Origin of the sequence: Sphingobacterium sp. HSC-15S19, from assembly GCF_050433745.1 — a bacterium.
In the GTDB taxonomy this organism is placed as follows: Bacteria; Bacteroidota; Bacteroidia; order Sphingobacteriales; family Sphingobacteriaceae; genus Sphingobacterium; species Sphingobacterium siyangense.
Genome location: NZ_JBNPWQ010000029.1, coordinates 43,408 through 68,196 on the forward strand (window position 1 = coordinate 43,408; position 24,789 = coordinate 68,196).

Below are 24,789 nucleotides of genomic sequence, written 5' to 3' on the forward strand. Positions count from 1 at the left end.
AATAGACAAATTTTATCCATACCAGTAAGGACTAAAAAACTAAATAAATGATCAAACAGAATTCGGCGGAGAGAATCACTATTTACCTGAATACAAAGGAAGAGTGGCGATTTTGGCTTGAGAACAATCATCACATAGCACAATCAATTTGGGTGATCTGTAATACTAAAAAATCAAATTTACCGGTGGTCAACTGGACTGAACTTGTGGATGAAGCTTTGTGTTTTGGCTGGATTGATAGCACACGGAGGCCGATTGATGCCTATTCATTCATGCAGTTATTTAGCCGAAGAAAACCCAATAGTACCTGGTCTAAAATTAACAAAGAAAAAGTTAAAAAACTAATCGATGCGAATCTGATGACTCCAGCGGGGCATGAGGTTATAAAAATAGCGCAAGAAAATGGCTCTTGGTCAATTTTGGACAGTGTGGAAGAATTAATTATTCCCGAGGATTTGGATGAAGCATTTCAACATTACGCTGGTTCAAAAGATTATTTTCTTGGATTGAGTAAATCCGTCAAAAAAATGATGTTGCAATGGATTGTTCTCGCCAAAAGACCAAATACCCGCAAAAAACGCATTGATGAGATTGCCGCAAGAGCAGCAGAAAAAGACAGGCCTAAGCAATTTCAGTAAGTTTCCAGTATTTTGAACTGCTATTTCGAGTGGTGAATAAAGGATTTTTAGTCAGATCTAAACATCTGGTTTTAGAAATTCTATTACCTAATAGGGCTGTTTAAATAGTGCTATTTTCATGGCTATTTATTTAATAGCAATCTTTTGGAAGCGCTTCATTGTAAAACTGATTTTCAATTTTTCCTACAAAACGTATTAATTAATTTATACCAGTTCTACTATTAGCAGGGGTTTAACAGGGGGATAACAGGGGGTTAACAGGGGGTTAACAGGGGTATAACAGGGGTAAACCCTTGCTAACACCCTGTTAATCCCCTGTAAAAATGGTATTATTCCGGTTTAACTTACGAACGTGATCGCAATGTGGTAACTTGGTTAGCGGATAAAGAATAGCTGTCTCAACAATGCCATTTTTATATTGGGAATATGATAAGAGGTGATAGTGCGTGTTGTATAATGATGAAACGATCAAAAGACCATGTCAAAGCTTATATTAATAGCAACTTGATTTGCTGTATTTGATCAATTTTTGTATCATTGGGGAGATGATAACCAATGCAGCAGCTTAAGTCTTTTTTATACGCGTATCTCCAACTCTTTCTTCTCCTTTTCTTAGGGCAATCTTCAGTTTGGAGCCAGGTCAATACGTATGCGTTTAAAACCTTAACTTCTGACCAGGGCCTGGTGCATAATCATGTCAATTGCGCACTCAGGGATAAGTACAATTACTTATGGTTTGGTACCGAATCTGGCCTGAGCCGATTTGATGGAGCGCAATTCACAAATTTTCGCTATTCCGCCAATAAACGTACCGGGCTGAGTGGAAATTCGATTTCCGCAATCTTTGAGGGACCAGAAGGTAATGTATGGATCCGTACCAGCAACCGGATGAATGTGTATGATCAGCATTCAGGCATTATCGTCCAGCAGCTTGATTCCATACTGACCCGCTTAAAGTTGCCCGTCAAAGACGTACATACGATAAGACCGCTGGAAGGGCAGACCTTTGCACTATTGTATAGCGATCGTTCACTGATCTTGTACGATAGCCTAAAGAAAACCTATCGTACTGTACCGCAGTTGACCAAAAACAACCGAATAGCCGATGTGATAGCTGGGCAAGGGCAGACGATCTGGGTAATCTACGAAAATGGCCTGCTGGGTCACATTGATACGAAATCACTGCGAAGTACCAAAACTAGCTTATTGCCGATCAGCAATAAGCTGGTAAATTATAATCTATTTGCCGATCAGGACGGGGCGATATGGATCTTCTCAAAGGATATTCCAATCGGTGTATACTGGCTTGATCCGAAAGATGGATCAATTCAACATCTCCAAAAAGAACTATCCAATCCTTTTGTAGGCAATATCGTGCAAGATGATAAAGGGCATCTCTGGCTAGGAACTGACCATGGTGGGATCAATGTTTATGATAAAAAAACAAAAAGTGTACAAATCATCGGTAACGATAAATATGATTTACGGAGCCTACCTTACAATAGCATAACGGCTTTATATCGGGATAAGTCAGGGATTATCTGGACGGGAACATACAAAGGCGGCATCAGTTATTATCATCCCAACTTGTTATTATTCTCCTTAGTCAAGAACTATCCTGGACTTCCCAAATCACTTCCCTTTGACGACGTCAATAAGTTTGTACAGGATCGAAAGGGTAATCTCTGGATTGGGACAAATGGCGGGGGATTGCTCTATTATGATCTCAGTCAGAAAACCTTTACGCAATACCTGCATGATCCTCAGGATCCCAATAGTTTGAGCAGCAACGTGATTGTTTTCTTATTGCTGGATGCGGAAGACAGGCTGTGGATAGGAACTTATCGAGGTGGTATGTGTCGATTTGACGGCAAAAGTTTTAAGGTTTTCCACCGTGACGCGGCCCCCGGGAAATTGAATGACGATAGTGTATGGGAGATCTATGAAGATAGTCAACATCGGTTTTGGATAGGAACGCTAAGTACCGGCCTGTACCTGTTTGATAAAAAAACAGAACAGTTTTCGAAAACATATACACGGCAGGGCCAAACCATCAACAGCAATTATATCTCTGTCTTATTTGAGGATTCAAAAAAACGTCTCTGGATCGGCACAGCTACAGGATTGGCATTGTTGACACCCGACGACAAGATTACTTATATCAATACATCCAGTTCGCCTATGAAACTCATGAATGATCTAATTTATGATATCAAAGAGGATAAAACTGGTCGTATTTGGGTAGCGACACAAGAGGGACTGCATGTAATCGATGGTGCGAAAATAAGCTATCTTACACAGCAAGATGGGCTTAGCGACGATGCAATCCTGGCGCTCTTGATAGATGATCAAGGTGATATTTGGGCTTCCACAAACAAAGGCCTGTCGACGATTGTCGGTACAGGGCAGGCAGAGAAGTTTATCATCCGCAATTTTACGCAGGAATTGGGCCTTCAGGGTAATGTATTCAATGAAAACGCTGCTTTAAAAATGCGGGACGGAAGACTTGTTTTTGGTGGGCCAAAGGGGTTCAATTTTATTGATCCTGCGAAAATTAGCCGCGAAAGTGAACTGATCTTGCCGCTTTTGTCCAATCTCTATTTATTCAATAAGCGGGTCGCCGTAGGTGAAGAATTTTCGGGCCGGGTCATTTACGATCAAGCCCTGAATAATCTTAAGGAACTGAGGCTTCCGTACAACCTCAATGCCATTTCGCTGGAGTTCTCGACCTTTGACTACCTACAGCAACATAATGGACTCTATCAATATCAGCTTGCTGGTCTAAGTGATGAATGGTTTGATTTTGAACCGGGAACCATGCGGGCCAGTTTTACCAATCTGGACACGCGCAGCTACAGCTTGTATATTCGGCATGCTATCGATTCAAGTAGCTGGTCAGATGGTGTACTACTTTTGACAATCGATATACAGCCACCGTTTTGGCGTTCAACAATGGCCTTTCTTTTTTATGCCTGTTTGATATTAGTCGTCCTATGGGCTTATTTTTATTTGACAAAACTGCGTGTCAGGACGCGTAATCAACTCTATCTCGCACAAGAGCAAGCTGCACAGGCAAAGGAATTGGATGCGTTGAAAACACGTTTCTTTACCAATATAAGCCATGAATTCAGGACTCCGATCAGTTTGATTCTAACTCCAGCACAGCAGCTGCTGGATGAAGAGCAGCATCCGGAAAAAAAAGCCGACCTAAACTTAATCAAGAAGAATGCAGACCGTCTGCTTAAATTGGTCAACCAGCTGCTGGACTTTAGAAAATTGGAGAAAAGTGAACTTGAACTGAACGAAGAATATGGGGACCTCATGGGATTTATCCGCGAACAGCTTGATGCCTTTGCCGGGATAGCTCAAAGCAATCAGATCTCGCTGCAGGTCAATATCGCTCCAGACACATATCTGTCCTGGTTTGACAAAAACAAATTGGAAAGCATTATTTTCAATCTGATGTCAAATGCGGTCAAATTTAGCCCAGTATCCGGTATTGTGACATTCAATGCCGAAATCACTGAACAAGAAACAGAAAAGATACTGTGTATTGAAGTTCAAAATCAGGGTATAGCGATTCCCGAAAATTTACAAGCCCGCGTTTTTGAACGTTACATACAACTGGATGTGCCAAATGGAAAACTGAATCAGGGTACAGGCATCGGGCTTTCTATTGTCAAAGACTATGTCGAATTCTTGAGTGGAAATATCAGGCTGAGCAGCAATGCGCACTGGACGACATTTAATGTTCAGTTGCCCATAAATAAGGCCATAGCGAGCGCCGATCCCGTCGAAAGCAGTAAGCAGGATAAACCCGCTATTTTATTGGTGGAAGATGATATTGACTTCCTTCATTACTTGGAGCGGACCCTGAGTTCGGTCTACCTAATTTACGCTGTACAAAGTATTAATGATGCAAAATTGACCCTAAGCAAGCAGCAGGTCGATCTTGTCATCACCGATCTCAGCCTGCCTGGAGAGAGCGGACTGGATTTTTGCCGCTTTATAAAAGCCCAGGCTAAGCTGGTCCATATCCCTGTGCTGATTGTAACTGCGGTAGTCAATCAGAAGATCGAACTGGAGGCCTTACAGGCCGGTGCAACAGATTATATCAACAAACCTTTTAATATCAGTCTGCTGCGTTCAAAATTGGCGCAGATACTCCATCAGCAGCAGACGTTAGTAAAACGGTATAAAAAACAGATCAACGTTAATCTGGCGCAGCCCGATATCGAATCTGCTGATGAACAGTTTATCCGTGTGCTTGTAAAGGAAATTGAGCAGGATCTCAGTGACTCTTCGCTTTCTGTCGAACTGCTAGCCAAAAGAATGAACCTCACCCGCGTAGGGCTTTATAAAAAGGTGCTTGCCATCACAGGCTATTCACCGATGGAATACATCCGACATATTCGGCTCAAGCGTGCCATGCATCTGGTTCAGAACTCGAAATTATCGATGGCTGAAATTGCTTATGAAGTAGGATTCGGAAATCCGAAACAATTCAGCAAATATTTTAAATCTGCATTTGGTAACCTGCCGTCTTTTTATCGAAAAAGCTTGTAAATAAGTGAATTATCGATAGTGTTGCCCGCGAGTATTCCCGCATAAGTTAACAAAATAACCCCTAAAAGTTAACAAAACATACCCCTTATACAACCGGTTGCATTCTATATTTGATCTGTTCTTTCAATAGGAAAGGACGTGTAATAACCAAGGGAATATAATAACCAATAAATCTTATTTAAATGCGCAACTTAACGTACGCTTTAAGTGGTTTGATGCTCTTCGCAATCGTGCAGCAGGGATTTAGCCAAGCCAATAAAGCTCATTATGAAAAAATGCCTTCCGGTATTAAGGTCAGCTTCAAAAATTCGGAGACCTCCATTGATCAGGATATTTATTTGGATGTCGTAACCGACAAGATTGTGCGTGTCACAGCTGTTCCGGCTGGTGCAGTCTTACCGGGACAAACAAGCTTAGTGATCGTCGATTCAGTGCGCCGGCAAGTAAAATCACTCGCGGTAAGCTCGACAGACTCGACGGTAAATGTACAAACGGCCAATATGCAGGCAGTTGTTTCCTTGATGAATGGTAACGTGGAATTTTTTGATCTTAAGGGGCAATCCATCCTTAAAGAAGCAAAGCGGAATTCAAGTTCTTTCTTAGCCAATAGTTATCAAGGTGATGCATTTTATCACATTAACCAAGACTTTATTGTCAATGCTGAAGAAGGGATCTACGGACTCGGCCAACATCAGAATGCGGTGATGAACTATAACCGTGGAAAACAGGTTTCGCTGCTGCAATATAATACAGAAATCGGAATCCCCTTTTTACTGTCCACCAATAACTATGGTATTTTATGGCACAATTACTCCATCACAAAAGCGGGCGACGTGAGACCGTTATTGCCCTTAAATGCTTTTAAACTACAGTCAAAAGAAGGTGAACCGGGCTGGCTCACAGCAACCTATGTAAATCGGAACAAGGGCGAAGAGGTTTATCTATCCCGACCGGAATCGATCATTGACTATGGCTACCTAACAGATCAGCACAAGTTTCCAAAAGGCGTAAATCTGGCCGAAAGCAAAGTCATCTATGCCGGAAGTTTCTCTTCGCCCTACACAGGCAAACATGTGCTGCATTTTAAATATTCGGGTTATATGAAAGTCTGGATTGATGGGGAGCTGGTCGCCGACCGCTGGCGGCAATCCTGGAATGCAGGTACCTTTGAGATTGAGAGAGACCTCCAGAAAGATAAGACCCACCAGATCCGCATGGAATGGATACCAGATGGAGGGGAGTCTTATTTTACCTTAAACTGGCAGAGTCCTATCCCGGAAGTGCGTAAAAACGTATTTTCCTTTAATTCGGAAGCTGGCGATGCCATAGATTATTACTTTGTTCAGGGCGCATCAATGGATGAGGTCATTGCAGGTTATCGCCACTTGTCCGGCAAGGCACCGATTATGCCGCTTTGGAGCTTCGGATTTTGGCAGAGCAGAGAACGCTACAAGACGCAAGCGGAAATTGAAGCGGTCGCAGCTGAATTTCGCAAACGTAAGATTCCAATCGACAATATTGTGCAGGATTGGTCTTACTGGGCTGAAAATGACTGGGGGAGCCAGAAATTTGATGTAAAGCGTTTCCCAGATCCTCAGGCCATGGTGAAGAAGCTGCATGATCAGCACTTTAAGATCATGATTTCGGCCTGGCCCAAAATCAATGAAGAGTCTTCCGTATACCAAGAATTTAAAGCCAACAAATGGATCTATCCACGAAATATTTATGATGGCAGAAAAGACTGGATCGGAAAGGGCTATACCTCGACATTTTATGATCCTTTCAACAAAGCGGCACGCGATGGGTTCTGGAAATTGTTGGACAACAACCTGTTCAAAATTGGGATCGATGCTTGGTGGATGGATGCCAGCGAACCAGATATTCACTCCAATATTGATCTGGATGAGCGTAAATCGGTTTTTCAGCCGAGTATAGGGTCATCTGTTCGCTATTATAATGCGTTCCCTTTGCAAAATGCCAAGGGTATCTATGAGGGCCAGCGTGAAACAGATCCTAACAAACGGGTATTTATTCTGACGCGATCTTTTTTTGCAGGGCAGCAGCGCTATGCTGCGGCGGCCTGGAGCGGCGATATTGCTTCGAGATGGCATGACATGAAAGATCAGATTGCCGGGGGCATCAATTTCTCGATGTCCGGGACACCTTACTGGACCATGGATGCGGGTGGCTTTTTGGTTGAAAATAGGTTTCACAAACCTAATGCGGCAGACTTGGAGGAGTGGCGCGAGCTGAATAGCCGCTGGTACCAATACGGGGCATTCTTGCCTTTGTTCAGGGCGCATGGACAATATCCCTACCGTGAGCCGTATAATATCGCTCCTGTGGATCATCCGGCCTATAAAAGCATGACCTATGCGATCAATCTACGGTATAAATTACTGGCCTATAATTACAGTCTTGCCGCAAAGACTTTTTTTGAGGACTATTCGATGATACGTGGACTTGCCATGGATTTCCCGCAGGACAAAGATGGATTCGACAGCAACGACCAATACCTTTGGGGGCCATCCTTGCTCGTCAGTCCAGTCACAGAAAAAGGAGCAACCTCACGCAAGATACACTTTCCAAAAGGAGCCAGCTGGTATGATCTATACAGTGGCAAGATGGTAGCAGGCGGGCAGGATCTGCTTATTGCAGCACCATACGAACGTATCCCTGTTTATGTCAGAGCCGGAGCAATAGTGCCCATTGGACCTGTCATGCAGTATACGGCCGAGAAAAAGCCGGATGTGCTGGATATTTATATCTATGCCGGAGCAGACGGTCAGTTTTCACTCTATGAAGACGAAGGGAGCAATTATAATTATGAAAAAGGGAAATATAGCCGCATTGATTTCAGCTACGATAATTCTGAACAGATACTGTCTTTGGCCAGCCGTCAGGGAGATTTCGACGGCATGCTGACCAAAAGAAAGTTCAATATCATTTTTGTCAGCGACAGGAATGCCGTCGGACTGGATGTTTCATCAGCAAAATCTACAGTGGTAACCTATGCAGGTAAAGCCTTGCAGGTCAAATTAAAATAATAAAAACCAATTTATAAATCAAGACATATGATAAGCAAACAATTGTTGAGCAGGGGCATGGCCGTCGTTGTCATGACCAGCGTGACCTCTTTGGTCTGGGCACAATCCTTCACCGGATCGGTTGTTTCGGCTGATTCAGGATTGCCGATCGGGGGCGCGAGTATCAGCGTAAAGAATCAGAAGATTTCAACGAGCAGCGATGAATCGGGCAAGTTTTCTATTGCAGCCAGCACAGGGACTGTATTGACCATTACTTACGTAGGGTACAAAACGGAGGAAGTTAAAATTACTGGTCCCAATATGGTGATCCGCCTACAGCCGCAAGCTTCCGATCTCGAAGAGGTGGTAGTCATTGGCTACGGTGTACAAAAGAAAAAACTGAATACAGGAGCCAATTTGAAGGTGGAGGGTGAAGAACTGCAGAAGCGCAATCAATTGAACCCGCTGCAGTCGCTTCAGGGACAAGCACCGGGTGTATCCATTACATCAACTTCCGGTCAGCCGGGAGCAGATATGAAGGTCGTCGTCCGGGGGTTGGGAACAATCGGTAATTCGGGCCCCTTGTACGTCATCGACGGCGTTCCGGGAGGTGATATTTCGGTCTTGAATGCGGCCGATATCCAATCTATCGACGTACTGAAAGACGCAGCTTCGGCCGCCATCTATGGTTCGCAGGCTGCCAATGGGGTTATCCTGGTCACCACCAAAATGGGCGCTGCGGGAAAAAACGTGCTGTCGTTTGATGGCTATACGGGTATTCAGAACGTTTCGCGTAAAGCAAAATTGCTGGATGCAGATCAGTACAAGCTGATCATGAATGAGCAATCGCTGAATTCGGGGGCCGCGGTGATTGATTTTAACGGCATGGACGGTCTGGCCAATACCAATTGGATGGATTATATGTTCAAGGATAATGCAAAAATGGACAATTACAATGTTGCCCTGACCGGCGGCAATGAAAAATCCACCTACGCCTTATCGATGAATTATATTGGTCAGGAGGGGATTGTCGGTGGTAAAGATGTTTCCAACTATCAGCGTTATGGTTTCCGGACGAATTCGGAACATAAACTCTTCGATAACTTTGTGAAAATAGGTCAGCACCTCAACTTTAATTACATCAAAAATCGAGGCATCAGTGTCGGCAATCAGTACAGCAATACGCTGCGTGGTGCGTTTGCCACTTCGCCCTTGTCACCGGTGTATTCAGACAACGGTTTGTACGGAAGTCCTTTCAATGATACTTCCAATTCACCTTGGTACAATGGGGACAGCAATCCATATGGGGTGATGATGACCAATTCGAACAACGCCAATGATGGCCAAAAATTATTGGCCGATATCTTTGCGGAAATCGAACCGATCAAAGGCCTAAAGGTGCGGTCATTGCTGGGATTCAACTATTATGCTTCAGAATACAGAAGTTTTACGCCCTTATACCGCTTCTCCATCTACACCTACAACCAAGATCATACAACAACCTCGCAGAACATGAGCAAAGGTCATACGCTGACCTGGACAAATACAGCTTCTTATGACTTTGATATCAATACGGATCATCGCTTTTCGGCGATGGTCGGTATGGAATCGCTACGTTACCAGGGAACTTACCTTTCGGGGTCCAACTGGAATCTGCTTTCGCAGTTCAATGATTTTGCACATGCTTACCTGGACAATACTACAGGCCAGGCACACCTGGATGAAAAAGGAAACGTCGTTGAAACGCGTACGGTGTCTGGAAAACCTGAGAACATCACCCGTAGGGTCTCGTACTTTGGACGGCTAGGCTACAATTATAAAGAAAAGTACCTGTTGAATGCTACATTGCGTGCAGATGGATCCTCTAAATTTTCGCGCAGCAACCGCTGGGGATATTTCCCTTCGGTATCGGCAGGCTGGGTAATTTCTTCGGAAGAGTTTTTTAAAGAACATTTAGCGGCTGTAAACTTCTTTAAACTCCGCGCTTCATGGGGGCAAGTGGGCAATCAGGATATCGCTGATTTTCAATATGCGGCACCAATCAGTACCTCAACAGGCATTACATCGTCCAACCCCGGCGCACATTATGTCTTTGGAACGAGCAACAATAATATTGCCGGGGCTTATCCGAGCCGCTTATCCAATCCGAATCTGACCTGGGAAACTTCCGAACAGACCAATATCGGATTTGATGCCAAATTTGCGAACAGCCGTCTGGATGTTGTTGCCGACTTTTATGTCAAAAAGACGAAAAACTGGTTGGTTACAGCGCCTGTTTTGGCGACAACCGGAACGTTGCCCCCTTTTATCAATGGCGGTGACGTGAAGAATACAGGGGTGGAACTGGGACTAAATTGGGCGGATAAGATCAATGAAGTCAAGTATCGCATTGGGGTAAATGGTGCCTATAACAAAAATAAGGTGGGACAGATACCAACAGAAGATGGTATTATCCACGGACAGACAGCCATGTTATACGATAACTCGGAAGAATTTTACCGCGCCGCAAACGGCCTGCCCATTGGCTACTTCTGGGGGTATAAAACAGACGGTCTATTCCAGAACCAAGCCGAGATCGACGCCTGGAAAACAGCCGGAAAAGGTATCCTTCAAGCGGATGTAAAACCGGGCGATGTGAAATATGTAGATCAGAATAACGATGGTATTATCAATGCCTCGGATAAGACAAATTTGGGCGTGGGCATGCCTAATTTTACCTATGGATTTAATATTGGACTGGATTATAAAGGATTTGATTTCTCGGTGAATGCCTATGGTTCCCTTGGAAACAAAATTGTACAGTCTTACCGCAATCATGCCAATAAACAAGCAAACTATACCACACGAATATTAGACCGATGGACCGGGGAAGGTACTTCCAGTACGATCCCCCGTGTTACGGAAACTAATGTCAATTGGCAGTTTTCAGACCTTTATATTCAGGATGGAGACTTTCTTCGGATCAGCAATGTGACCTTAGGTTATGATCTGTCGAAACTGATCAAATGGAAGTATGCTAATCAGATCCGCTTCTACGTACAAGGTCAAAACCTGTTGACGTTCACCAAATATGATGGGATGGATCCCGAGATTGGTTATGGAACAGATGGTTGGGTATCGGGTATCGACCTCGGTTACTATCCAAGACCAAGGACTGTATTATTTGGCCTAAATGTTAAATTCTAAACACAAGAAATCATGAAAAAAACGAGCTATATCTATCATTCCATGTTATTTGGATCCTTAATCTTAGGATCATGTTCATCCAGTTTTTTGGATGTCGAACCGATGACAAGCGTTTTGGAAAGCAATTTTTATAAAACGGTAGCCGATGCCGACATGGCTCTGGTCGGCTGCTATGATGGTTATCAACGGACGACCTCCAATGGGAGCCAGTCTTTCTATCTGACAGCAGAGGTGGCCGCCGACAATTGTTTTGGCGGAACAGGTACAACAGACGGTCGCTCATTTCAGGCAATAGACCGTTTTGATATTGCGCAGTCCCAATCGGACAATAATATCTTTGATGGTACCTGGTCTGATTACTATGCGGGAATTTTTCGCTGCAATACGCTATTGGGAAAATTGGACGGCACTGATTTTTCAGGCAACACAACAGCGCGGGCGCGTATCGAAGGGGAAACGAAATTCCTGCGGGCCACCATGTACTTTGATCTCGTCCGTCTATTCGAAAACATCCCTTTGCTAACGAGCCCGACCAATGAGAATATTCCACAGTCGGACCCCAAAGCGATTTATCAACTGATTGTTTCAGACCTTAAATTTGCGGCTGCCAATATACCAGCAACAGCTTACCCCAAGTCAGCTGCGGCAACCAATGATGGTCGGGCAACTCCATTTGCTGCTAAAGCGCTACTGGCCCGTGTTTATCTATTTTATGCAGGCTATTATGGCGGCGAAGATATCGGTGTCTCCAAGGTCGAAGCCCTGGCGGGACTCGAAGAAGTTATCAGCAGCGGCCAGTTTGCGCTGGTGGCAGATTTTAAAAATCTGTGGCCGGCAGCGAGTTATATCCCCAATGCAAGCAATAATACGCTAGATATCTCCAAATATGCCGGTAAGGGAAATGCTGAGGTTGTATTTGCACAGAAATTCAACAATACATCGAACTACAACGGTTATGTTGACGGCAACCGCTGGGTCGTCTTTCTGGGCTTGCGCGGTAAAAATTGGTCGCCTTATGGCCAAGGATGGGGGGCATGTACGGTAAGCAAAAAGTTCTTCAATGAGTTTGACAACATGGATACACGCAAAACTGCCTCAATTATTGATATCGATGGCGAGAATATCACGGGATTTGATCTGAAAGACCAGCGTGAGTATACAGGTTACACCATAAAAAAATACGCCCCCACAGCATTGCCGGACGGCACCACCAATACTGGAGGGGATAAGGATATGCAACTGTCCCAAGACCAGGATTACTTTGTCATCCGCTATGCTGATGTCTTGCTTATGGCGGCAGAACTTGGTTCCGCAAACGCACAGAAATACTTTGACGAGGTAAGGAAAAGAGCGTATAAGACCAATTTTGTGTCGCTAGCAGTTTCAAAAAACAATATTCTGAAGGAAAGAAAATTTGAATTTGCGTTTGAAGGTATCCGCTATTGGGATGTATTGCGGCAGGGGCTGAATAATGCCGCCGCTACACTGGAAACAACCGAAGATGTGCTCAGTGGATCTGTACCGGAGAAGGTCACTGTGACTAAAGAGCGTTTTTTGACAACGAAAGGATTTATGCAAATACCTAACAAGCAGATTACCTTATCCAATGGTGTACTGAAGCAAAATGCTGGATGGAACTAAACACAGGTATACTAGGACTTACTATTGGTTGAATTATAACTAGACAAACATGAAAAAGATATTCACATATGCCATCTGCTTTTTTGCGGCGATGGTACTCTTTGGAGCCTGTTCTCCCGAGAATTATACACTGGGAGACATTGATGTCACTTCGGCGCAGTTGGAGAAGGGAAAGGCCTTTATCGTTGAACATGACGCCAGCAATCCCAATATTGTGTATTTAACCAGCTTGATGGATTCAAAATACACCCCATTGTGGGAACATCCACAAGGACGGAGTCAGGAGAAAAAGGTAACCCTGAAAATGCCTTTTCCCGGTGAGTACACCGTTAAATTTGGTGTCGAGACGCGTGGTGGTATTGTCTATGGCGAGCCTGTGACATTTAAAATCGATCAGATGTATGCCGAGTTTATCAGTGACGAGACCTGGAGCTTATTGACGGGCGGGGCAGGGGAAGAGAAAACCTGGTACCTCGATCTGGATGCTGAGGGTATTTCCCGCTACTTTAAAGGTCCAATGTATTTTTACGGCACCGGTGACTGGTGGGGAAGCATCAATAAAACAGCCGCGCCTTTAAATAGCGATAGCTGGAGCTGGGAACCCGATTGGAAAGGCAATAGCTGGCTTATGCCTGCCGGTGATTATGGAAGTATGACTTTTGATCTGAAAGGCGGTGCAAACATCAATGTGAATCATGCTATGCTGGGGAAAGTCCAGAAGGGGACTTTTAATATCGATACCGAAAAGAAAACCATCCGTATGACCGGCGCTTCGCCTTTACATGGAAAGCCACAAGATGGGATCGTTGTCGACTGGGGCGATGTCCGTATTATGTCGCTGACCGAGAATACGATGCAACTGGCGGTATTGCGGGATCCTGTGCTTTCGAACGACGGAGCAGCTATGCTGACCTTTAATTTTATCAGCAAGGCCTACAAGGAGAGTTTGACCGAAAATGCCTCGGATACCAATAAGACTAAATAAGCCTATGTTGAAGCGACTATTTCACACAGGATATAGCCGAATGATGATCCTGCTCTTCCTGTTATTGGGGGCGACGGTCTCCTTAAGGGGACAGTCCAGAAAGGTTATTGATTTTAATGGGGGCTGGTGGTTTAAACTGGACAGCAGCCAGCAATATGGCCATGGACGAAAAGGAGAGGGCTGGCGAAAACTCGATCTACCCCATGACTGGAGTATCGAAATGCCATTTAGAGAAAACAGCCCCGCAGGTAGCGGGGCTGCTTACCTCGATGGTGGCGTAGGATGGTATCAAAAAACGTTTAAGCTGGCTCAGGCTGAGTACGGGCAACGGATATTTATTGCATTCGAAGGTGTGTACGAAAACAGTGAAGTCTGGATCAATGGGCATTTTTTAGGAAAAAGACCCAATGGTTATATCGGATTTGAATATGAGCTTTCCCCTTATTTATACTGGGATGGTAGAGACAACCTGCTTTCAGTAAAAGTAAACAATAAGAATCAGCCCAACTCGCGTTTCTATTCGGGGTCGGGGATCTATCGGGATGTCAAATTAATCAGCCGGAATCCAGTCAGCATAGGAACGAACAGTACCTTCATAAGAGCTGGGCAGCTCAGTGAGAAACGTGCTGTCGTGGATCTCTCCCTGGAAATTGAGCATAACCTTGAGGAATCAAAAAAGATTACGCTACTGACAGAGGTTCTTTCGGCTCAAGGTGCTGTTGTCGCAAGCGAACGTACCATGTTGAGCGCTGTCAAAGCAGGTCTGTACTCCATCGCTCAGCAGATAGTCCTCGAAAATCCCGTCTTATGGGGTATTGAAAATCCCTATCAATATACTGCAAAAATTAAACTTATTGTTGATGGTCGGGTTTTAGATGAACAGCTTACGAAATTTGGCTTACGTAATTTTAGCTTCGATCAGCAACGGGGCTTTATACTGAATGGGAGGCAGCTTAAAATCCGGGGTGTCTGTTTACATAGTGATCTCGGCGCTTTGGGCATGGCATTCAATACGTCGGCAGCATTACGTCAGCTCCGCATCATGAAAGCAATGGGGGTCAATGGGATACGCACCTCACACAACCCTGCGGCTCCAGCGTTTTTGGACCTTTGCGACAGCTTGGGTTTTGTCGTGATGAGTGAAACTTTCGATGTCTGGAAAGGGCATAAAAACCCTTATGACTATCATTTATACTGGGACGAATGGTACAAGCGGGACTTTGTTGACCATGTCAAAAGGGATCGGAATCATCCGTCGCTGTTTATTTGGTGCCTGGGCAATGAAGCGCAGGAGCAATGGCATTCCAAAGCTGATGGTACAGCGATTCCGATCGCGCTGGCAGCAATCGTCGATAGTCTAGATGGCACACGTCCAACCACCATTGCCAATAATGAGCTCTCCAAAGCCAATCCGGTGCTGATGAGTTCGGCGGTAGATCTGATTGGCTACAACTATAACCATAAGAAATGGGCAAGCTTCCCACAGGATCACCCCGGAAAGAAGTTTATCGTAACGGAAAGCACTTCGGCGTTGGAAAGCCGCGGAACGTATGATTTGGTTCCTTATGATTCTAGCCGCATGTGGCCTGAACGATGGGATATTCCTTTTTCTGGCGGGAATGAAGACAGGAACATATCGGCTTACGACAATGTATTCACACCATGGGGTTCAAATCATCAGACAAGCTTGAGGTTGATGGAAAGGTATGACCATATTGCTGGGATGTATGTATGGACGGGATTTGATTATCTCGGCGAACCCACACCGTACACCTGGCCGGCACGAAGTTCGTACTTTGGTATTGTGGATCTAGCCGGGTTTCCGAAAGATGTCTACTATCTGTATCAAAGCGTATGGACAGAAAAGCCGATCTTACATGTATTGCCTCATTGGAATTGGAAGCAAGGTGACCGGGTAGATATCGTCGTGTATTTTAATCAGGCTGACCGGGTGGAGCTTTATCTGAACGGTAAAAAGATAGGGGAGCAGTCCAGAGACCCAGACCGGTACGACCTTGTATTTAAGGCCGTTGAATTTGAACCAGGGGAGATTGAAGTAATATCGTTTCAAGGTGGCAAGAAACTGCTAAGTAAAACGATCCGTACGGCAGCAAAAGCGCATCGTATACAATTGTCTTCAGAAAACCTGACTTTCAATTCGGCAAACAAAGAACTTTCCTTTGTGCATGCCTATATCGTGGACGAGTTTGGTACGATCGTTCCTGATGCAGACGATAAAATCGAATTTGAGGTGAAGGGAGACGGTGCAAAAATTGTGGCGACAGACAATGGCAATACGACGGATCTGACAAGCTTCCAATCAGCTTCTCGCAATGCTTTTCATGGTAAAGCCTTGGCGATTGTCACGAGCAAAAACAAAGGTGAAATACGGGTAAGGGCAAAAGGTGAAGGACTAATTTCGGGGGTTATTCAGCTTGAAGCCAACTAGCTATTGCCCCCGTTCTGCGCCGGATCTGTATGTTTTTTGTTCACTAATAAGAGCAAGGTTTTACCATGGTAGGACCTTGTCTTTTTGTTGTATCGTGCTATCGGCAATTTGTTAAAGACGTTGTTTCTCCATTATTACCGATAAAAGACTGTGGTAAGTACAATATATCCTAAAAAGGAAATAATTTGATAAATGTTCGTGAAGATATTTATATTTGATCAGAAGCCATTATTAGCAAATGATACCTGTATCGCTGACACAACAAGAAAACTTACAAGGTATTATTAAGTATTTTATCATAGGATCTTAATTAAAAATAGCATGAAAGAAAAAGAATTAAGCGAACTATCGGACCAAGAATTATTAAAAAAACGGAAAGATTTGCTGATCTTCAAAAGGTTCTCTGTAATATTAACCGTATTGTGCCTTCCGGTTGTGGTTTATAGTATTGTGAAAAAATAACTTTTCCTGTTTAAGAAGAACAAAGAGTAAATTAGGTGAACATTTTGTGATATATTTGTATTCTATCCCTAACAAAGCAAAGGAAAAATGGATTATGATCAAAGTATTGTTGTCAGCACTTCTTTATTTTTCACTAGTATTCTCCGTATTTGCTCAAAAAGCTTCTAAACCGATCTTCGGTACGTATGGGGAATATTCGACCCGTCTGACTCTAAATCTAGACAGCACATTTGAGCTTATTGAAGCAGATCCTATTTTCCCCTATACATTTGAATCCTATACGAATAGAGGAGATTGGGAAGTAAAGGGAGATACAGTAATTTTAAATCCACACCTGGAAAAAAGATTACCCAGGGTATCGGTACGGGAAAAGTCAGTCCAAAAAGATAACGATTCTATTTCAGTAACGATCAACTATTATTTGGAAACTTATGAGAAAAACGAGATGAGCAGTAGAACTCCGTTTTACTTCGAATTACTTTCCATATATATTAACAAAAAGAAAAATTATCGAAATATTGTCCATGTTCCGCAATATAGACATTGCATGTTTTCTTCCAGACTAAGAAAACAAATCGTTATTGATTCAACGAAAACATTTAATTTTCCGAGACAGGACGTTTACAAGTTAGGTGTATATTCGTACGGCTTTGAAAAAGCTATCGAAATTAAAGTCAATAATACCCAGGCCAACCATTACGAGATCACTGTTATACAACCCGTGGACAAAGAGCGGATGCCTAGGAGCAAAAAGGTTATTATCAAAAGGAGGCAAGCCTACTACTATGAATGGAATGGAAAGATCTCCAGTGGAATTTTCTCTTTGTCTCCTTTGGAGCGTTTAAATTAGTCTGTAAGAATAAATGTAAGTAACCAGTAAGGTTGTCAAAATCACTCCCGTGCTTTAATTTATCCATTTTAGGTACATAAAAACCACTAAATGCATTATTGTAATTGAATCTATAACTAGAGAAGTTATTTAAAGTATATTTGACCGATAAAAGGAAGTTATATAGTATATGCAGTAAGCAACTGTAAATAAATCCATATGGAGCTCTAGCATATTCTAGGATCCAACCCCTTGAAAAATAGAAAGCCAATAAAAATGGGATTAATAATAGGTTTTCAAAAGTCATATTGTAGCGCTTATAGTGAAGTATTGCAAAGATTATCGCAGACAAAATGAATATTCTACGTTGATTATATGTCCAAAATTTATTTAATGCATCCTGATTTTTAGAGTATGCGATACCGTAATAAAAATTAATATCGAAAAAAGTGAATCTTCAATAGTTGTTTTTTATAATCATAGCACTACGGCAAGTCCAGTCCATGTAGCTGTGAGAAATTCTAATGGACAGTATAGCTGGAAAGTAGGTGGGTTTAATTTTGAAGAAAACCAGGACTATTCAGTTTTATTTGAGCGGTAATACATTTTAAAGATAAACATTAATAATGAAAAAAATCACTTAAAATGTTTATTTTAAGTGATTTATAATCAATGATGGTTATTGTTTATTATCGTTAATTAAGATTTACTTTCCGATACAAAACTTGGAAAAGATATTATCCAATAAATCGTCTGTAGAAACACTTCCGGTGATTTCACCAAGATGATATAAGGCTTGGCGTATATCCATCGCTAGGAAATCAGAAGTGACAGGATTGTCAATCCCATAGATTACGCGTTCCAGTGAATCTGCTGTTTTTTGTAGCGCTTCTACGTGACGGATGTTGGTGACCATGACATCGTCGGTATTTAAATTTCCTAAATGTACACGATTGATCAATTCGTCTTTCAGTTCCTCGACACCGATTTGTTCTTTCGCTGAAATGTAAAGCGGATTAAGGACATTGTAAACCTCTTTTTGCGCCTCAGAAAGCAAATCTGATTTATTGATAATGGTGACAAATGGAATTTGTAGGCGCTCGATTTCAGGTAATTGCGCTTGTACTTCCTCGACTTTGTCCTGTGTAGGGTCAAATAGGTAAATGATCAATCTCGCCTGTTTCATCTTTTCACGGGTACGCTCAACACCTTTTGCTTCAATAACATCTGCCGTCTCACGTATACCTGCTGTGTCAATAAATCGGAACGTGACGCCATGAATATTAATTTCATCTTCAATGGTATCGCGCGTTGTTCCTGCAATATCTGAAACAATGGCACGTTCTTCGTTTAAAAAAGCGTTCAATAGGGTTGATTTTCCTACATTAGGTTTCCCGGCAATAACAACAGGAACACCATTTTTTAGGACGTTACCCTGTTCAAAAGACTGCACTAATTTTTGAACAATAACCTGTATTTTATTGATTAGATTTTTTAGCTGATCTCTGTTGGCAAATTCCACATCTTCTTCCGAAAAATCAAGCTCTAATTCAATCAGTGAAGCAAAGTGAATGAGATCTTCACGAAGGGATTTAAGCTGATTGGAAAAGCCGCCACGCATCTGCTGCATCGCCACTTGATGTGAGGCTGCAGAATTAGATGCAATTAAATCGGCAACTGCTTCTGCTTGGGATAAATCCATTCCGCCATTGAGAAATGCACGTAGGGTAAATTCTCCCGGACGGGCGGCACGTGCTCCTTTTTTGATGAGTAAATTTACAACGCGCTCGATAATATATTTGGAGTTATGCGTTGATATTTCCACCGAATTTTCTCTCGTATAGGAGTTCGGAGCTACAAATAAGGAGACCAATACTTCGTCAATGATCTCTTCGCCATCGCGTATGGTTCCAAAATGGATGGTATGTGATGCTTGTTGAAGTAGGTTCTTTCCTTTAAATATTTCGTTCGTAATTTTTATGGCATTTTGGCCCGAAACGCGTATGACAGCAATAGCGCCATTTGTTCCGGAAGATGTCGCTAATGCAACAATGGTATCTTCAGTGATATATCCCGTATTTGACATGGTACAAAGATACGTTAAATTGAAGTAATGGATTCTATATATTGCAGCACAAATTAAATTCATCTTGATCGATTAAACCTTTGTTCAAACATTGAAGTCATACCCATAGAAACGCTTGTAAAAAAGAATGGAACACAGGCAGAGTGGAATTGATTTTTAAATTTAAATTATACTGTTATGAGAAAGATGATATACTTCGCGTTGGCAATTGGAGGGCTGGTTTTAATCGCTCCTCAACAATCTTCGGCTCAACATCGTGGACATGAACGTGAATGGAAACAGGACAAAGAGCGTAGAAAATATGAAGAGAAAAGGGATAAGGAATATCGAAAATATTTAGAAAAACGCGAAAAAGAAGACCGTAAGTATCATAAAGAAGTAGCTAAGTCATACCGAAAAGGATACCGTCATGGAGCACCGGCCTGGGCAAGTGCACATCGTTACGATAGTAGACACCATGTATACTTTAGAGATTACAAAACATTCTACGATCCTTACAGAGGAGGTTACGTGTATATGCGCAATGGTCGTTGGAATTTTTCAGCAAACGTACCTTCTTTTATGTTGAATGTCAACTTGGGAGCAGCCAATATCCGGATTGTAAAAGATGTTGCAATTAGCAGACATCCTGAAGATTTTTACAACGACTACCGTTGGGATTAGAAAGAATTTATCTTGTTGTTTGAATAAAAAAGCCTCAATCTTTAGGAAGATGAGGCTTTTCTTTTTGCTATTCTTCTTCGAAACTGACTTTATTCACTTCAAGCGACTTTATCCGCGCTAACGATTCAATTCTTAAATCGGGCAATTCTCTTAATCTTTTGCCACCTTCCTGGAAGGATTTTTCAATAATAAATCCCATGCCCAATACTGAAGCCCCCGATTGTTTAACGAGATCGAGCATACCAAAAGCGGCATTCCCATTGGCCAAAAAATCGTCTATAAAAAGAACATTGTCGCTCGGCGTAAGAAACTCTTTGCTGACACAGATGTCATAGGTTCGGTTCTTGGTAAATGAATGCACCTGGCTTACATACATATCAGCCATGGTGGTCGGTTTTGCTTTTTTTACAAATACAACCGGTAATTCCAAAAGGTAGCCAAGCATGATCGCTGGGGCTATTCCGCTTGCTTCAATTGTAATGATTTTATTGATCGGGAGGTCTGCAAAACGACGGACAAATTCCACCGCAATAGATTTCATCAATACGGGGTCCATCTGGTGATTGATGAAGTTGTCTACTTTAAGTATGCCTCCTGCAAGACTTTTACCGTCATGAAGGATTCTATCCTTTAATAATTTCATGTTTTACTCGTATAAATATAGCGCGCTATGTCAAAATTTTGATTTGTTAATCCTTAATCCATCTCCATCTGATAGAGGTTATTGAACTCTTCTTGATGATGTTCGAGAATTACTTTTCGTTTCATTTTCAAGGTTGGTGTTAACTCTCCATTTTCAATAGTAAATTCATCTGTTAAAATAATTGGTTTCTTAATCTGCTCCCAGTTACCAAAGTGCTGGTTCGCACGACGTACCTCCTGATTGACTTTTTTTACAATGGCAGGGTCAGTCAGAAAATCATCCTTTGTCATGGTTGCAAGTTCAGGAGCATCTGTTCTGGCCCAATCCAACAAATGGGCATAGTTTGGTACAATAAAGGCAGAAGCAAACTTCATCCCGTCACCGATAACCATTGCCTGTTCAATAAATTTAGATTCAACGAGCTTGGTTTCGATAGGTTGTGGTATGACGTACTTCCCGCCCGAAATTTTGAACATCTCTTTTTTTCGGTCAATGATTTTCAAGAATTTTTCATCTTCCCACTTTCCTATATCTCCGGTATGCAGCCATCCATCAATGATCGTTTTATCCGTTTCGGCCTTGTTCTTATAGTATCCCATCATGACATTAGGGCCTTTTACTAATATTTCTCCGTCTTCAGCAAGTTTTATTTCAACAAAACGGACAGGAAGCCCAACAGTACCTATGCGTATTCCTTTGATATAATGATTGACCGAAATGAGTGGGGAGGCTTCGGTCATGCCGTAACCCTCATATAATGGAATTCCTGCAGCTAAGAAGGCACGTGTTAGTTTACTATGAAGAGAGGCTGATCCAGAGGCAACGGTAAGTAATTCGCCACCTAATGCTTCATACCATTTGTTAAGGACAAGTTTCTTGGCAAGCTTTAGTTTGAGATTATAGGATAGACTTCTTTTCTCAGAATTTGGATCATATTCTTCTGCAACTGAAACAGCCCAATCAAATACTTTGCGTTTGAAACCACTGAGATCATGACCTGTTTTCATGATTTTCTCATAAACTTTTTCAAGAATACGTGGGACAACGGTCATGATATGAGGTTTTACTTCCTTCAGATTATCACCAATCTTGTCAAAAGATTCTGCGATATAGATCGTAAAGCCAAGATACATATAGGTATATAAAACCATACGCTCGTAGGCGTGACAAGGAGGGAGGAAGGTCAGTCCGCGGTCATAAGCTTTACAAGGGGTAATTTCTGCTGCGCCCAATACATTGGAAAAGATATTATTGTGTGACAGCATTACGCCTTTTGGTTTGCCCGTTGTACCGGATGTGTAAATCAGGGTAGCGAGATCTTCAGGTTTAACCTGGTCACGTAGTGCTGCTAGTTTTTCTAGGGAGCAATTGGAGCCTATATCATTCAGTTCTTTCCAGCTACGTGTGCCTTCCTGATCTGCGATACAAAAAATATACTTCAATGTATAGATTGAGTCGGTTAGATTCATCAGGCGATCGTACAGGCTTTTGTTACTGACGATGCAAACCCTGATTTCGGCGTCATTAAAGATATATTGATAGTCTGTATCCGTAATATTTGGATAGATGGCCACCACCACTGCACCAATTTGCTGGATTGCAAAGTCAATCAAATGCCATTCCATACTGCTGCCGGCAATGAGGCCAACTTTCTCGTTGGGTTTCACGCCAAGTTCAATCAGCCCTTTGGAGAGGCTGTCTACTTGTTCAAGAAAATCTGCTGTTTTGATATAATTCCACTTGCCGTCCACTTTGTGTGCAAACATATCAAGATCGGGGTATTTGCCCATCTGTTGACGTGCAAGATCAAATAATCTAAGTTTTTCTTCCATTTCAAATCGTATTCTTTTAAGCTCCGGGGGAGCACCCTTCCAGTATGAACTTTGTTTTAAGGGAAAAGTTTGCAAACATAAATAATAGTTTCAAGAATATGGAATGATTTTGTAATTAGCTTGTTTCAAAAGGATGAAGGGGAGTCGAGTGATAGGTAAAGTGCTTTTGTGCTTTTCAAAAGTAGGGTGTTTCTTGGAGACCATTTGAGCATAGTTCCTTGAGTAGATGGACTTGATGCCCGCCAATTATAAAAAAAGCTAGTCGTTATCGACTAGCTTTTCTTCTTTGTTTTTCTTTGATCAAAAGCCCGAGCTCCCGACCTGTCGCTCCTGCGACGGAAGTATTTTCTTGTGCTCTACGGAAAAGGTATGGCATCACCGCTTTAACCGGTCCATAAGGCATGTATTTAGCAACATTATAGCCATGTGCCGCTAAGTTAAAGCTCAGGTTGTCAGACATACCCAATAATTGCGCAAAGAAGATGCGATCGGTGGATCTATCGATACCACGTCTGTCAATTTCCTTCGCCAATAACATGCTACTGTCCTCATTGTGTGTACCCGCCATTAGCCCAAAGTTGTCCAGGTGGTCCAAGATAAATTCAATAGCTTCATTATAATCTCTATCGGAAGCTTCTTTATTTGGCTGGATGGGATCGGAATAACCTTTTTGTGCAGCACGAGCACGTTCGATCTCCATGTAGGCACCACGAACGATCTTAGCACCCATGTGAAAGCCTCTAACTTTTGCGTATTCAAAGTCGGCTTTCAAAGATGCCAACTTATCACTACGGTACAATTGATAAGTATTATATACAATTGGTTTCTCCATATTGTATTTTTCCATCATTTCACGTGCAATATCATCGATCGCATCTTGAATCCATGAATGTTCAGCATCCACTAAAACTTTTACACCGGCGGCATGACATGCTTTACAGATACGGTCAGTACGATCCAACATGCGTTGGTATTCTCCTTGTTCTGCCTCTGTTAAAGTTTCTTTGGCGTTGACCTTTTCAAATAACTCAAAACGTCCTAATCCAGTTGGTTTAAATACTGAAAATGGAATGTACTTGTTTTTACTGGCCGCAACTACGGTACGTAATACCTCTTCGCAGCAGGCGTCAAATGCACTTTCTGTTTCTTCTCCTTCAACGGAATAATCCAATATTGTCCCTACACCATTCTCTCCCAATTCGTTGATTGCTGCTTCGCAACCCGCGATGGTTTCTCCACCACAAAAATGTTTGAAGATTGTTTTACGGATAATGCCTTGGATAGGCAGTCCTATGTTCAGGGCAAAGTTGGTCATTGACGGACCTACTTTTGTCAAGAAGTTATTCGCTATTATTTTGAATAACCAATACGCTCTTTCCAAATCCTTATCGCTTTTACTTTTAAAAGCAATCTCTGTATTATCAAAGGATAATGTCTTGGGCTCAGAATTCTCAATCATAATCTTTATTTGCAATAAGGCAAATGTAGCAATTTAGTAAGCATTAAAACGATGATAATTCTTGTATTCCTCAGTGAAACCACTATTTTTGTGAAATGCAAGAATTTAAAATCGAGGGCGAATATATCCAGCTTATACAGTTACTTAAAGCTTTAAATTGGGTGGAGCATGGTGCTATGGCTCAATGGGTTGTGGCGGAAGGGTATGTGAAGTATAATGGGCAGGTTGATTACCGGAAAAGACTCAAATTAAGACCAGGAGATGTTGTTGAATTTGATGGGATGGAAATAAAATTGGTGTAATATTAAACAATATTGGTAAATA

General features: G+C 42.4%; 15 protein-coding genes. 10 read left to right on the forward strand and 5 right to left on the reverse strand.

The window, feature by feature from the left end:
- The first annotated feature begins 47 nt into the window (after window positions 1-47).
- From L1283_RS20850 to L1283_RS20885, 8 genes are all read left to right on the forward strand, one after another.
- Entirely contained in the window at window positions 48-638 is a 591-nt protein-coding gene (locus L1283_RS20850) for a YdeI/OmpD-associated family protein (protein WP_286709518.1), read from the forward strand.
- A gap of 555 nt (window positions 639-1,193) precedes the next feature.
- Complete coding sequence (locus L1283_RS20855; protein WP_312352645.1) at window positions 1,194-5,204, forward strand: hybrid sensor histidine kinase/response regulator transcription factor; 4,011 nt, start codon at window positions 1,194-1,196, stop codon at window positions 5,202-5,204.
- 182 nt (window positions 5,205-5,386) lie between these two features.
- Window positions 5,387-8,251 (forward strand): glycoside hydrolase family 31 protein, encoded by a 2,865-nt coding sequence (locus L1283_RS20860; RefSeq protein ID WP_286851542.1) that lies wholly within the window; start codon window positions 5,387-5,389, stop codon window positions 8,249-8,251.
- A 27-nt stretch (window positions 8,252-8,278) separates the two neighbouring features.
- Window positions 8,279-11,416: a SusC/RagA family TonB-linked outer membrane protein gene (locus L1283_RS20865; RefSeq protein ID WP_208734130.1), complete on the forward strand. Its 3,138-nt coding sequence runs from the start codon at window positions 8,279-8,281 to the stop codon at window positions 11,414-11,416.
- Window positions 11,417-11,428: 12 nt separating this feature from the next.
- Complete coding sequence (locus tag L1283_RS20870) at window positions 11,429-13,057, forward strand: RagB/SusD family nutrient uptake outer membrane protein (protein WP_145327428.1); 1,629 nt, start codon at window positions 11,429-11,431, stop codon at window positions 13,055-13,057.
- A 49-nt stretch (window positions 13,058-13,106) separates the two neighbouring features.
- Entirely contained in the window at window positions 13,107-14,042 is a 936-nt protein-coding gene (locus L1283_RS20875) for a hypothetical protein (protein ID WP_145327427.1), read from the forward strand.
- Between the two features lie 4 nt (window positions 14,043-14,046).
- Window positions 14,047-16,491, forward strand: coding sequence for a glycoside hydrolase family 2 TIM barrel-domain containing protein (locus L1283_RS20880; protein WP_158638804.1), 2,445 nt, complete (start codon window positions 14,047-14,049; stop codon window positions 16,489-16,491).
- A 556-nt stretch (window positions 16,492-17,047) separates the two neighbouring features.
- Window positions 17,048-17,803 carry a copper resistance protein NlpE gene (locus L1283_RS20885; RefSeq protein WP_145327425.1) on the forward strand — a complete coding sequence of 252 codons (756 nt, stop codon included), beginning with the start codon at window positions 17,048-17,050 and terminating at the stop codon, window positions 17,801-17,803.
- Here L1283_RS20885 and L1283_RS20890 read toward each other — a convergent pair.
- Window positions 17,715-18,221, reverse strand: coding sequence for a CPBP family glutamic-type intramembrane protease (locus tag L1283_RS20890; RefSeq protein WP_083663570.1), 507 nt, complete (start codon window positions 18,219-18,221; stop codon window positions 17,715-17,717). The two genes, L1283_RS20885 and L1283_RS20890, sit on opposite strands and share 89 nt — an antisense overlap.
- 267 nt (window positions 18,222-18,488) lie before the next feature.
- Window positions 18,489-19,868 carry a tRNA uridine-5-carboxymethylaminomethyl(34) synthesis GTPase MnmE gene (mnmE, locus tag L1283_RS20895; RefSeq protein ID WP_120334635.1) on the reverse strand — a complete coding sequence of 460 codons (1,380 nt, stop codon included), beginning with the start codon at window positions 19,866-19,868 and terminating at the stop codon, window positions 18,489-18,491.
- Between the two features lie 177 nt (window positions 19,869-20,045).
- On the opposite strand from mnmE, the gene L1283_RS20900 reads away from it, so the two are divergent.
- Window positions 20,046-20,531, forward strand: a complete 486-nt coding sequence (locus L1283_RS20900; protein WP_120334634.1) for a hypothetical protein — start codon at window positions 20,046-20,048, stop codon at window positions 20,529-20,531.
- Between the two features lie 67 nt (window positions 20,532-20,598).
- On the opposite strand, the gene xpt is transcribed toward L1283_RS20900, so the two are convergent.
- From xpt to L1283_RS20915, 3 genes are all read right to left on the reverse strand, one after another.
- Window positions 20,599-21,174 (reverse strand): xanthine phosphoribosyltransferase, encoded by a 576-nt coding sequence (xpt, locus tag L1283_RS20905; protein ID WP_088161115.1) that lies wholly within the window; start codon window positions 21,172-21,174, stop codon window positions 20,599-20,601.
- Window positions 21,175-21,227: 53 nt separating this feature from the next.
- On the reverse strand, window positions 21,228-23,006 hold the full coding sequence (locus tag L1283_RS20910; RefSeq protein WP_145327424.1) for an AMP-dependent synthetase/ligase: 1,779 nt from the start codon (window positions 23,004-23,006) through the stop codon (window positions 21,228-21,230).
- 265 nt (window positions 23,007-23,271) lie between these two features.
- The gene (locus L1283_RS20915; protein ID WP_075992054.1) at window positions 23,272-24,465 is read right to left on the reverse strand and encodes a proline dehydrogenase family protein; all 1,194 of its coding nucleotides are present in this window, start codon (window positions 24,463-24,465) and stop codon (window positions 23,272-23,274) included.
- Window positions 24,466-24,560: 95 nt separating this feature from the next.
- Here L1283_RS20915 and L1283_RS20920 point away from each other — a divergent pair, with 95 nt between their 5' ends.
- Window positions 24,561-24,767, forward strand: a complete 207-nt coding sequence (locus tag L1283_RS20920) for an RNA-binding S4 domain-containing protein (protein WP_088161117.1) — start codon at window positions 24,561-24,563, stop codon at window positions 24,765-24,767.
- The last annotated feature ends 22 nt before the right edge of the window (window positions 24,768-24,789 follow it).

Bases quoted from the DNA above. Each gene is read 5' to 3' on its own strand.
- L1283_RS20850 (WP_286709518.1), top strand. From the start codon at position 48: ATGATCAAACAGAATTCGGCGGAGAGAATCACTATTTACCTGAATACA.
- L1283_RS20855 (WP_312352645.1), top strand. From the start codon at position 1,194: ATGCAGCAGCTTAAGTCTTTTTTATACGCGTATCTCCAACTCTTTCTT.
- L1283_RS20860 (WP_286851542.1), top strand. From the start codon at position 5,387: ATGCGCAACTTAACGTACGCTTTAAGTGGTTTGATGCTCTTCGCAATC.
- L1283_RS20865 (WP_208734130.1), top strand. From the start codon at position 8,279: ATGATAAGCAAACAATTGTTGAGCAGGGGCATGGCCGTCGTTGTCATG.
- L1283_RS20870 (WP_145327428.1), top strand. From the start codon at position 11,429: ATGAAAAAAACGAGCTATATCTATCATTCCATGTTATTTGGATCCTTA.
- L1283_RS20875 (WP_145327427.1), top strand. From the start codon at position 13,107: ATGAAAAAGATATTCACATATGCCATCTGCTTTTTTGCGGCGATGGTA.
- L1283_RS20880 (WP_158638804.1), top strand. From the start codon at position 14,047: ATGTTGAAGCGACTATTTCACACAGGATATAGCCGAATGATGATCCTG.
- L1283_RS20885 (WP_145327425.1), top strand. From the start codon at position 17,048: ATGATCAAAGTATTGTTGTCAGCACTTCTTTATTTTTCACTAGTATTC.
- mnmE (WP_120334635.1), bottom strand. From the start codon at position 19,868: ATGTCAAATACGGGATATATCACTGAAGATACCATTGTTGCATTAGCG.
- L1283_RS20900 (WP_120334634.1), top strand. From the start codon at position 20,046: ATGAGAAAGATGATATACTTCGCGTTGGCAATTGGAGGGCTGGTTTTA.
- xpt (WP_088161115.1), bottom strand. From the start codon at position 21,174: ATGAAATTATTAAAGGATAGAATCCTTCATGACGGTAAAAGTCTTGCA.
- L1283_RS20910 (WP_145327424.1), bottom strand. From the start codon at position 23,006: ATGGAAGAAAAACTTAGATTATTTGATCTTGCACGTCAACAGATGGGC.
- L1283_RS20915 (WP_075992054.1), bottom strand. From the start codon at position 24,465: ATGATTGAGAATTCTGAGCCCAAGACATTATCCTTTGATAATACAGAG.
- L1283_RS20920 (WP_088161117.1), top strand. From the start codon at position 24,561: ATGCAAGAATTTAAAATCGAGGGCGAATATATCCAGCTTATACAGTTA.